Annotated in this window: 7 protein-coding genes; 3 read left to right on the top strand and 4 right to left on the bottom strand. The window is 62.0% G+C overall.

Annotated elements, in window-relative coordinates:
• Positions 1–498 precede the first annotated feature (498 nt).
• On the bottom strand, positions 499–2,358 hold the full coding sequence (gene ilvD, locus G3N59_RS26030) for a dihydroxy-acid dehydratase (protein WP_205985689.1): 1,860 nt from the start codon (positions 2,356–2,358) through the stop codon (positions 499–501).
• A 336-nt stretch (positions 2,359–2,694) separates the two neighbouring features.
• Positions 2,695–3,780 carry a porin gene (locus G3N59_RS26025; protein WP_205985688.1) on the bottom strand — a complete coding sequence of 362 codons (1,086 nt, stop codon included), beginning with the start codon at positions 3,778–3,780 and terminating at the stop codon, positions 2,695–2,697.
• 332 nt (positions 3,781–4,112) lie between these two features.
• Between G3N59_RS26025 and G3N59_RS26020 the strand changes: the two genes are divergently transcribed.
• The 3 genes from G3N59_RS26020 to G3N59_RS26010 all read left to right on the top strand — a co-directional run bounded on the left by G3N59_RS26020 (position 4,113) and on the right by G3N59_RS26010 (position 8,522).
• The gene (locus G3N59_RS26020) at positions 4,113–5,348 is read left to right on the top strand and encodes an AAA family ATPase (RefSeq protein ID WP_205985687.1); all 1,236 of its coding nucleotides are present in this window, start codon (positions 4,113–4,115) and stop codon (positions 5,346–5,348) included.
• A 12-nt stretch (positions 5,349–5,360) separates the two neighbouring features.
• The gene (locus G3N59_RS26015; protein WP_205985686.1) at positions 5,361–7,139 is read left to right on the top strand and encodes a cobalamin biosynthesis protein CobT; all 1,779 of its coding nucleotides are present in this window, start codon (positions 5,361–5,363) and stop codon (positions 7,137–7,139) included.
• Positions 7,140–7,304: 165 nt separating this feature from the next.
• Positions 7,305–8,522, top strand: a complete 1,218-nt coding sequence (locus G3N59_RS26010) for a J domain-containing protein (protein WP_205985685.1) — start codon at positions 7,305–7,307, stop codon at positions 8,520–8,522.
• An 18-nt stretch (positions 8,523–8,540) separates the two neighbouring features.
• Here the strand turns inward: G3N59_RS26010 and G3N59_RS26005 are convergent, their stop codons facing one another.
• Positions 8,541–10,124: an inorganic phosphate transporter gene (locus G3N59_RS26005; protein ID WP_205985684.1), complete on the bottom strand. Its 1,584-nt coding sequence runs from the start codon at positions 10,122–10,124 to the stop codon at positions 8,541–8,543.
• 340 nt (positions 10,125–10,464) lie between these two features.
• Positions 10,465–11,643: a porin gene (locus G3N59_RS26000; protein ID WP_205985683.1), complete on the bottom strand. Its 1,179-nt coding sequence runs from the start codon at positions 11,641–11,643 to the stop codon at positions 10,465–10,467.
• Between the last annotated feature and the right edge of the window lie 57 nt (positions 11,644–11,700).

Raw genomic sequence — 11,700 nt, 5'->3', positions numbered from 1 at the left:
TCACTGCAATGCGCAGCAGGTCATGCGATCTTCACTGCAGGTATTTCTTTATTACCGGGTACAGGCAATACATTAGATGCTGGCGGCAGCGTAGTGAGTCAGTTTTTCGATTGATGCAGCGAAAACACAGCGTCGCACAACATCGCTGCAATCAGTCTTGGTGGCTGAAACAAGCGTTGCGGCCGTGTGTACGTAGCTTTCAGGAGAACGGTGCGATCGCAACGCTATGAGATTCGATTACGCTACTTTAAATGTTAATTAACGAATCAGGCGAGTGTGTGTTCTGGATGATCTATGGTTTCTTTGGTGTCAAATGGCAATCCGACAATAACAAATTGCCGATCGAAAGATCAACCATTTATTCGAGCGATAGGCGTTTTTATTCAAAACGCACTATTGAATTGATCGATTGACGAAGGGGGCTTTTCATTTGCAAACGACCAACAAAAAAGCCGCTCTTTCGAGCGGCTTTTTTACCAGCTACGACAACTTATCGGATCAGTCGTCGAGCAGCGACAGATCGCGCACCGCGCCCTTGTCGGCCGACATCACCAGCTTCGCATACGCCTTCAGTGCCGCCGACACCTTGCGCGGACGCGCTTCGACCGGCTTCCAGCCCTTGGCGTTCTGCTCTTCGCGGCGGCGCGCCAGTTCTTCATCCGAAACCAGCACGTTGATCGAGCGGTTCGGAATGTCAATGCGGATGCGGTCGCCATTGCGCACCAGACCAATCGCGCCACCCGCTGCCGCTTCCGGCGAGCAGTGACCGATCGACAGACCCGAGGTGCCGCCCGAGAAACGGCCATCGGTCAGCAGCGCGCATTCCTTGCCCAGACCCTTCGACTTGATATAGCTCGTGGGGTAGAGCATTTCCTGCATGCCGGGGCCGCCCTTGGGACCTTCGTAACGCACGATCACCACGTCGCCGGCCTTGACCTTGTCGGCCAGGATGTTCGCGACCGCTTCGTCCTGCGACTCGGTCACGTGCGCCGTGCCTTCGAACACGTGGATGCTTTCGTCCACGCCGGCCGTCTTCACCACGCAACCGTCCAGCGCGATGTTGCCGGTCAGCACGGCAAGGCCGCCTTCCTTCGAGAACGCGTGCTCATACGAGCGGATACAGCCTTCGGCGCGGTCGGTGTCGAGGCTCGGCCAGCGCGTGTTCTGGCTGAATGCCGTTTGCGTCGGGATGCCTGCGGGGCCGGCCATGTAGAAGGTCTTGACCGCTTCGTCCTGGGTGAGCGTAACGTCCCACTGGTCCAGTGCGTCCTTGAGCGTGGGCGCGTGCACGGTCGGCGCGTCGGTGTGCAGCTTGCCTGCGCGGGCCAGTTCGCCCAGGATCGCCATGATGCCGCCTGCACGGTGCACGTCTTCGATGTGGTACTTGTTGGTGTTCGGCGCAACCTTGCACAGTTGCGGCACGACGCGCGAGAGGCGGTCGATGTCACGCATCGTGAATTCGATTTCCGCTTCCTGGGCGATCGCCAGCAAGTGCAGGATGGTGTTGGTCGAGCCGCCCATGGCGATGTCGAGCGTCATGGCGTTCTCGAACGCCTTGAAGCCCACCGAGCGCGGCAGCACGCGGTCGTTCTCGCCTTCGTAGTATTCGCGCGTGATTTCGACGATGCGACGGCCCGCGCGCTTGAACAGTTGCTCGCGGTCCGCGTGCGTGGCGACCACCGTGCCGTTGCCCGGCAGCGAAAGGCCCAGCGCTTCGGTCAGGCAGTTCATCGAGTTGGCCGTGAACATGCCCGAGCACGAGCCGCAAGTCGGGCAGGCCGAGCGTTCGACTTCGGCGACTTCGGCGTCCGAGTACTTGCTGTCGGCGGCGATCACCATCGCGTCGATCAGGTCGAGCTTCTTGACTTCGATCGCCTTGGTGACCGGGTTCGCGAGGCGCGTCTTGCCGGCTTCCATCGGGCCGCCCGACACGAAGATCACAGGGATGTTCAGGCGCATCGCGGCCATCAGCATACCCGGGGTGATCTTGTCGCAGTTCGAGATGCAGACCATGGCGTCGGCGCAGTGCGCGTTGACCATGTACTCGACCGAGTCGGCGATGATGTCGCGGCTCGGCAGCGAGTAGAGCATGCCGTCGTGGCCCATCGCGATACCGTCGTCGACGGCGATGGTGTTGAATTCCTTGGCAACGCCGCCCGCGGCTTCGATTTCACGCGCGACGAGCTGGCCCAGATCTTTCAGGTGCACGTGACCGGGCACGAACTGGGTGAACGAGTTGACGACGGCGATGATCGGCTTGGCGAAGTCTTCGTCTTTCATGCCGGTGGCGCGCCAGAGCGAGCGCGCACCTGCCATGTTGCGGCCGGCGGTGGAGGTTTTGGAACGGTATGCGGGCATCGTGGGTGCTAGTGAAAAATCGCTGAAAAATTAGCGGGCCACGGGAATAAAGGCCCCTCGAGCGCCCGCGCGGCCAACCTTTTGAGCGGCGCCTCGGGCAAACTCTGTAATTATCCCATACGTGCCGCAATGGCGTCCTGGTCGGCCGAATTTGAGGTATTTGCGTGCGCGAGCAAGGGTTTTTCGCCCGGCAGACATAAAGCTCGCTGAAAGCAGGGCCAAAAACGATCGCCGCAGACGCAGACGAAAAAAAACCGCACGCGAACTTCGCATGCGGTTTCAGACGATCCGTGGATCGTGCGGTGCCGGCCGATCCTGCCAGGCCGGCAAGCGTTATCAGAACAGGTTGCGCAGACCGATTGCGACGCCGGTCTGGTTGTTGCGACCCGGGTAGTCGATCTTGTAAGCGCCGGTGCCGCGCGTGAAGTCGACCGTGCCGTAGACTTCCGTGCGCTTGGAGATCGAGTACTCGGCCAGCAGCGTGGCCGAGTAGTTGATACCGTTGCCCAGATCGCCGTTGCCGAGCGATGCATTGCGTGCGTGGCCGTAGTAGCCTGCGACCGTGATGGCCAGCGGGGCGGTGGCTTGCCACGTGGTGCCGACGTAGAAGTTGTCGTCGATACGGTTCGGGCTCACAGCGCTCGTCGGCAGCGAACCGGTTTGCAGTTCGGCCTGGTCGACCGTGCCCGAGTTGTCCTGCGAGTGCAGCCAGCCGGCGAGCAGGCGAACCGCTGGCGTAACCGAGTAGACGAGGCCGACGTTAGCCAGGTTGAACTTCTTGCCGGCGACGTCGTTCTGCTGCCAGCCAACGAGGGCTGCGAGCGGGCCGACCGTGTACGAAGCCGTCAGGCCGTACATGCTGTTTTCGCCGGTGCTGCCTGCCACGCCGCCGAAACCGTACATCGCCTCGACGTGCACGCCGCCGAACGTGTTCGTGTACTTCGCCGAGCTGTTCGTGAACAGGAACGGGCCGACCGGGTTGTACGCCCAGCTGTCTTGCCAGTAATCGGCAACGGTCAGCGGATCGAACGTGTTGCCCATTTCGTCGAAGAACGGCGTTTGCTGGCGACCGAACGTCAGCGTGCCGTACTGCTGGCTCGAAAGACCCACGTAAGCGTTACGCTGGAAGAGCGTGTTCGACGTGTTGGCGAGCTTGCCGTTCCAGAGGTTGAACTGGTTTTCCAGCTTGAAGACAGCGGAGAGTCCGCCGCCCAGATCCTCGGCACCCTTCAGGCCCCAACGGCTCGGCGTCACGGCGCCTTCGCGCATTTCGACCAGACCGTCGTTTGCTGCGTTGGCGTTGGTTTGATAGCGGATTGCCGTATCGACGAGGCCGTACAGCGTGACCGAGCTTTGCGCGAAAGCGGACTGTGCCGAAAGGGCCAGCAGTGCTGCGCCGATTGCTGCGGTGGTCTTCTTCATGTTTTCCCCGTTTGTAATTGATCCAGCGGGCTCGGGCGCGGCGCTGGCATTAGTCTTCGAACCGGTATCGCGGACGGTGCCCCGTTCACGAAAGTGGCGATAATATTTCGAACCATTAAATTTCCCGCAATAAATTTAAATGGGTGTCGCACGGGCACAACATGGGCTGGCGCAGCGTGCAATTGCCCGCTATCAGGGCGTTCGCAAGGTTTCGGGCGACTGGCAGCATGCATCGCCGGATAAACGCAAGCAGGTAATATGAGCAGCGAAAACGGGGTTTTCCCTAATTCTTTTCTTTCACGCGCTTTCCATCTCATGAAGATGATTTGCCGATGAATACCCAGGCTCTCGCAGTTCAAAACGACGGTCCCGAAGGTCTCTATTCGCGTGGCGCGGGTGCCGCGCGCGAATGGTGGCGCGTGTCGCTTTCGGAGCGCGAGCAGATGTTCCGCATCGAGCACGGCCGTGGCGCAGCGGGCGAAGGCGCGGTGGACATCGACACCGTTGTCGATCTCGACAATCTGGAAGCGAAGCTGCTCAAGTGGCGCCGCGAAGGTTTCGTTTCCGCGGCTGAGCGCGAGGACGAAGCACGCGCGGTGGAAGCGGGCAGCCAGTTCGCAGCGGAGCTTCGGCGGGCGGCGCAGCTTGCGCACGAGGCGGCGCTGCCTACTGTGGAAACGGGTGTGCGCATCGGCAATGTCGTCATGCCGCTCGCGCCTGAAGGCACGCCATCGGCGCTGGTGCCGCGCATCAACGAGGCCTATCTTTTCACGGCTCGTACAGACGATATTGCGCTCGATATCGTCGAAAATCATCGCGTGATGCTGATCGGCCACACGGGTTCGGGCAAGACCAGTTTTATCGAGCAGGTGGCCGCGCGTACAGGGCACGGCGTATTGCGTGCGAATATGAACGGGCAAACGACTATCGGCGATTTCGTCGGTTTCTGGACCGTGAAGGGCGGCGAAACGGTGTGGGTGGATGGCGTGCTGCCGGTGGCGATGCGCGAGGGCTACTGGCTCATTATCGACGAACTCGATTTTGCGGAGCCTTCGATTCTGGCGGTGCTGACTGCGGTTCTGGAACCTCACGGGCGCTTGTTATTGAAAGAACGCGGCAATGAAATCATTACGCCGCATCCGTCGTTTCGGTTGTTCGCAACCGCAAATGCCGCCGGGGCGATGAGTGCATTCCGGCACCTGTATCAAGGGGCGAATCTGCTTAACGAGGCGTTTCTCGATCGCTGGCGCGTCTATCTTTTCGACTATCTGTCGAAAGAAGAGGAGGCCGAAGTATTGCTGCGGACCTTGCCGCAACTCTCGCCGATGCTGGCGCAGACGCTCGCCGCCATTGCCGCCGATTGTCGCGCCGCTTTCGCGCGCGAAGATCTGGCGAGTACGTTTTCGACGCGGCGTCTGATCGACTGGGCCGAATTGATGCTGCGCACCGGTGACGCCGACCGCGCCGCCGGTCCGGCGATCTACGCCAAAGTCAGCGCTGAAGATGCGGCCTTGATTCGCAGCATCATTCGCCATCATGCGATTTTCGACGTGTGTTCCAGCGTATAGCGCAAACCGGCCATGGACAGCACGCTGATCGACGATCTTGAAGTGCGGCTTGGAAAACTCGCACGCGTGCTGACTGGCGCGGCGAGTGCGACGGTATCGATCGGCGCGGGCGGCCCACGTCTTGAGGGCGAGCGTTTCGTGTTGCCATCGCGTGCGCTGGAAATCGAAAAGGATTCCGAATCGTTATTGCTAACAGGCTATCTCGACCTGCTGGCGGCGCGTTGGCGGTTTAGCGCGGTGGAACGGCTGGATGTCGCGCAGGCGGGCGTGACGGGGCGTATTGCGCAGGCTATCGAGGATCGGCGTGTAGTTGCGCGTTTGTTGGCGGATTTCCCGGGCGCGCAACAGTATGTGACACGTTGGCGCGCGCAACTCGCTCGCGATGCCGCGCGGCGCTGGCAGACGCTGACATGGTCCGAACGCCTGGTGTGGGCGATCGAGCGCACACTCTGGCATGAGATGCCCGACGTGAACGAGCGCGACGCGGTCTCGCTGGCAGCCGCACTGCGTACGCTCGACGATGCGCAAGGCCCGCTGGCGTCCGCGCGTGCGAGCGATTCCACGCACGCGAGTGTGCGGGCTGCGCAGGCGATCGTAGCGGGCGTGCGTTCGCTGGCTTCGCGCGGCGCGAACAATATGATGCAGTCGGCGCGGCCCATCGAAGCACTCGACGACGACGCCTTCGCACGTGAGCTCGACGCCTTCGGCGCACAGGACGACACCGATTTCGCGCTGACGCTGGACGCAGACGAAGCCGCGAAAGCGTCGCGCGAGCCGGGCGCGCAGTTGCTGGATTCCGCCGCTCAGGCACAAGCCGATACATCGAGCGCACCGGGCGCCACGCTCTCAGACGCCGATGCCACTGCGCCGCGCGCTGCGAGCGTCGACGCAGCGTTCATCAGACCGCTGCGCTCGATTCCCCTCACCACGGCCTTCGACGTAATCACGGATCTCACCGGCAGCGGCGACGCCACCGCCTGGCGCAAGCTGCGCACGCTGGCGCGCGCAGAAACCGGCGCGCTCAAGATCCATCTCGAACGCGTGCTCAAGGCCGACGAACTCACGCACTGGAAGCGCGAGCAGGAACGCGGCGAGATCGATCGCGCTGCGCTCGCGCGTCTGGCGGTATCGCGTGGTTATCGCACGCCGTTTCGCGTGAGCACACACGCAAGCGGGCGCGACGCCGCCGTGACGCTGCTGCTGGATTTAAGCGGTTCGATGGCGGGGCGCAAGATCGAACTCGCGCGTTTATGCGCCGCCGCACTCACGGATGCGCTCATACAGCTCGATTTCGAGGCGGAAGTATTGGGCTACAGCTCGATCGAGTCGCCTTCAATGCGCGAACACTACGAGCGCGAGCGGGTTTCAGGCGTGGATCTGCGCGCCTATAACCGCTTTGTCGAAAGGCTCGATCTGCGCGTCTTCAAGCGTTTCGACGCGCGCGATCCGAGCGGGCTCGCCGCCATCGAATGCGGCCACGAAAACCCCGACGGCGAAGCGCTAACGTGGGCCGCCATGCGTCTGATAGCGCGCAAGGCGCGGCGTCGCCTGCTGTTCGTGCTCTCGGACGGCTTGCCCTCCACCAGCGACGGCGATCCCGCGATCCTGCGCAGCGACCTGCACGCGCGCGTGGCCGAGGTCAGCGGGCAGGGCATCGAACTGGTGGGGATCGGCATACAGGACGATGCCGTCGAAGCGTTTTATCCGCATGCGGTTGTGGTGCGCAAGCTGCACGAATTGCCGAGCGTTGCATTCGCCACGTTGAGCCGGATGCTCGCGCGGCGGCGTTGACTCTCGCAGCAATCCGTTTCGATTCGTTGCAAGTGCGCCTGAATAGCCGGGTATGCGCCTTGCAGACAGCGTAGGCGTGATATACCTTGTTAGATTAAATCGACGCGCGGCGCGTGGCGATTCGACTGAACAAAGCCAGTGATAACTCTTTTAGATAGTTAGGTTATGTCCGCTCCCGACCCAAGGACACACGAAGACTACGATCGCCTTTATTACCGGCTCGACCTCGAGCCTGGTGCCAGCGCGGCCGATATCAAACACAACTATCGGCAACTCGCGCAAATATTCCATCCCGACAAATGGCGGCATCCGACCGCTGCGTCGCTGCATTGGGCCGACGAGCAGTTCAAGAGGATCAAGGAAGCGCGCGAAGTGCTGGAGGCTTATTGGGCCGCGCATCATGAAGCGCCGTCGAGCGGATATGCGCTCAGCGACGCGCAACGCGGGCGCGCGCTCGAACAGGTGCGCGAATTGCAGATGCGCCGCGAGCGCCTTTCCATCGACCTCGACAATCTTCAGCGCGAGCGTCTACGCACCCTCGCCGAAATTGCGCGCATGCAGAACGAGCGCGAGCGTTTGATCGGCGACATCGTGCGTCTGCGTGACGACGCTTCGCGCGAGCGGGAAGCGCACGCGGACTGGAACGAACAGAAGCAGGCGTTTTCTGCTTCAAACGCTAGTTCGAATTCGGCTTCCGATTACGACGCTCCGCATGGCTATGAAGCAGGCATTGCCACGCCAGCCGAAAGCGATTTCGCGCCCACGAAATCGCATCCCATCCGCCATTTCTTTTTCTCGCGTTTCGACGACCCTTCGCGTGGCTGGCTGATGACGCTCAGCGGTGCGGTATTCGTATTGATCGTGCTGTTCGTGGCGGCGCACCGGATTGTCTTTAGCGTATTCGATATGACGGGTTCGTGGCGCTGGCTGGCGGTGTTTCTGCAAACGTTGTTGATTAGCAGTGGCGCGGTGCTGGCGGGCGGTTTCGCCTGGGCGCAGCGCACCTTGCATCGCGCGGATGGAGCGGGCCGCGTGCATGGCGTGCCGTTGCCCGTGCAGGAAACCTGGCTGCGCGTGACGACGTCATTGCGCGGTACGAGCCGTCACGGCGCGGCGTGGCAGATCGAGACCGGCGCGCTTTCCACCGGCGATTCGGGTTTCGAAATCGATGCGGTGTTGCGCTATTCGACCCGACCGCACGGCGAAGGCGAAGCGAATCAGGCCGTGCGGTTCCGTTGCCGTGCGCAGGCCGCTGGAGCGGGCGCAACGCGTATTGCGTGGGATTTCGGCGTTCAGGCGCCGACCTGGTGGCTCGTGCCTGCCGCGCAGGTCGTGCGCGATCTGCGCTGGCGTATTGAAGCCGATATCGCCGGGCGCATATAAACGCGCGATATCGATTGTTCAGAACACCTGACGAAATACCCAGTACAACGCGGCAGAGAGCGCAATCGAAGCGGGCAAGGTCAGCACCCAGGCCAGCGCGAGATTGCGCACGGTCGACCATTGTAGCCCGGAGCCGTTCGCAGCCATGGTGCCCGCCACGCCCGAAGCCAGCACGTGCGTCGTGGAAACGGGCAAGCCGTAGATATCGGCCATGCCGATGGTGAGCATGGCGACGGCTTCGGCGGATGCGCCCTGACCATAGGTCAAATGCTGTTTGCCGATTTTCTCGCCCACCGTGACGACGATGCGTTTCCATCCCACCATCGTTCCTAATCCCAGCGCAATCGCCACGGCCACTTTCACCCACGTGGGAATGAATTTGGTTGCGTGGTCCATCTGTTTGCGCAGGCCGTCGAGCGTTGCGGCATCCGCGCTGGAAAACGCGGGGCTTTTCGCTTTTTCCATCAGCCGGATCGCTTCGGAGGCGACGTACATATTGTTGCGCACGTTATCGACGATCACTTGCGGCACTTGTGCCATCGAACCGGACAGACTCACCTGATCGGCGATCGTATCGGTCAAGGCGCGCAGCGCGGGCAGCGTCGCAGGCTGCAACTTGTGCGTACGCACATAGGCTTCGACTTCGGCACGCGGATTGTCGGGCGGCGTTTCGGGCGCGTAGTGCACGAGCGTAATGGATGCGGCGCGCGCGGCGGCGACGAAGACTTCGGTTTCGCCAGGCGTGACGGCCTTGTTGAGCGCGTAGGCTGTCGGCACCACGCCGATCAGGATCAGCATGATCAGGCCCATGCCTTTCTGGCCGTCGTTGGAGCCGTGCGCGAACGACACGCCCGTGCAGGTGCCGATCAGCAGCAGGCGAATCCAGAACGGCGGCGGTTTGTTCGGCTCTGGCTGACGGTAGAGACTGGGTTTGCGCACCATGAATTTCAGCGCGACCAGCGCGAGCGCGGAAAGCAGAAAACCGATGATCGGCGAGAACAGCAGCGCCTTGCCTACGCCGGCCGCTTGCGCCCAATCGACGCCCGAGGTGCCGGATGGCCCGCTGATCCACTGATTCATGATGCCCACGCCAATAATCGAGCCCACCAGCGTATGCGAACTCGAAGAAGGCAAGCCGAAATACCAGGTGCCCAGATTCCAGATGATCGCGGCAATCAGCAGCGCAAACACCATCGCGAAGCCCGCGCTGCTGCCCACCTGCAGAATCAGTTCGACGGGCAGCAGTTGCAGGATGCCGAAGGCAACCGCACCGCTCGACACCAGCACGCCGAGGAAATTCCATGCACCCGACCAGACCACGGCGATATGGGGTTCGAGTGAGTTCGTATAGATGACGGTGGCGACGGCATTGGCGGTGTCGTGAAAGCCATTCACGAATTCAAAGCCCAGCGCGATGATGAGCGCCACGCCCAGCAACACAAAGGGCAACGCCGAGCTTTCCTGCACCTCGCGCAGATCGAGGAACAGATGATCGATAACATAGATCGCGCCGATCGCGATGATCAGAAAAAACAGCGTGACGGCGAGGCCGCGTCGGCGAGGGTGCACCGCGCTTAAGGGGGAAAGGGGAAGGTCCGGCATGTGAGTGCGCTATGAGTTGGGCTCGTGAGCCTCGCGCGCTGTGCCGGGAAAACGTGACGCTGGCGATGCGGTCTGCAAACTCATTTGCAAACCTCGTGGCCGCGTGCGTGAAAGAAGGCGGGGCGCGTCAGACACGCTGCTATTCGAGCGTGTCGTTTCGAGACGCGACAGTGTCGCACAACGCGCGGCGCGGCTGCGCCAGGACGCACGCGCTGCCATGGCGCGCTGCGCCGCGGCGCCCGCCAGAAGCGGCCGCCGCGGCTTTTGCGTCGTATTGACGCGTGGTGTGTCGATGCACTTCGGGCTATTCGAAGTGCATCAGTCCTGCCTCACGCCGGCATCAGAACAGCAGCGCAATACCCGCCATGCCGACAAACTGCGAATGCGTGCTCGACGGCGTGCTGTTCTGCGAATCACCCACCGAAGGCGTGGCGTTGACGATGTCGCCGCCGCCATTCGCGCCCAGCGTCTGACCGCTCGCGTGCTGATAGCCCTGCAGCGCATAGAGCGAGGTGCGCTTGGAGAGGTGATAGGTTTCTTTCAGCGATACCTGCTCGTAGCGCGCCGCGCTGGTGATGCCGTTAGCCTTCGACGCCATCGTGTAAGCGAAGCCGCCGCCCACGTCGAACGACGGCGTGAAGCGGTACGTGGCGAGCGCCGCCCACGTGTTGAACACGGCCGTATCGGCAAACAGCGACTTGCCGCCCGCGAGATATTCGACGTTCGAATACGACGCGCCCAGCATCAGATTGCCGATCGTGTAGTTACCCGCCACGGCGATGTGCTGCACCGCACGCGCCGAAACATAGCCCGTATTCAGCGACGATTTGCCGAAGCTCGCCGTCGACGAGGTGTCGAAGCCGCTCGTCAGCGCGGCGTTATCCATGCGCAGATAAGCGGCCGCGAGTGCGATCGGGCCGTTGTTGTAGCGCAGCGCCGCGCTCCACGTCTGTCCCTTGCCGGTGCTGCCCGCGATGCCGCCGAACGCGTACATGGCGCTGGCCTGCAGGCCGTACCACACCGGCGAGGTATAGATCGCCGAGTTATTGATACGCACGGTGGTATCGAGCCCGTCGATATCGCCAGGGTGCGCGCCCGTCGCGCCGGTCAGCCAGTTGCTGCCCGTGAGCGGGCCGACGAACTGGTAATACGGCGTGTACTGGCGGCCGAGCGTGAAGGTGCCCGCATTGTTGTTCTTCAGGCCGACATAAGCCTGACGGTTGAAGAGCAGGCCGCTCGACTGCAGCGCGCCGGTGTTCGGATCGAAACCGTTCTGCAGATCGAAGATCGCATAGGTGCCGCCGCCGAGATCTTCCTTGCCGAGCAGGCCGAATTTCGAGGCATAAACGTTACCCTGGCGCAGGTAGACGTTCGAGTGACCGTTCTGGTTGTTGACGTAGGTGATGGCGTCGTCGACAGCGCCATACAGCGTGACGCTGCTCTGGGCGAAGGCGGGATTGGCGATCAGCGCGGCGCCCGCCGTCAGGAAAATACCGGGGCCGAAGGCAGTTTTCTTCATCGTTGTGCGTCTCCAATAAAAGGCAGGATTGCTTATTGTTTTAAATCGAACCGCGCA

This window comes from Paraburkholderia sp. Ac-20340 (assembly GCF_017104965.1).
Taxonomy (GTDB): Bacteria; Pseudomonadota; Gammaproteobacteria; order Burkholderiales; family Burkholderiaceae; genus Paraburkholderia.
The sequence above is the reverse complement of the archived record's forward strand: the minus strand, read 5'-3'. Positions and strand labels throughout refer to the sequence as shown.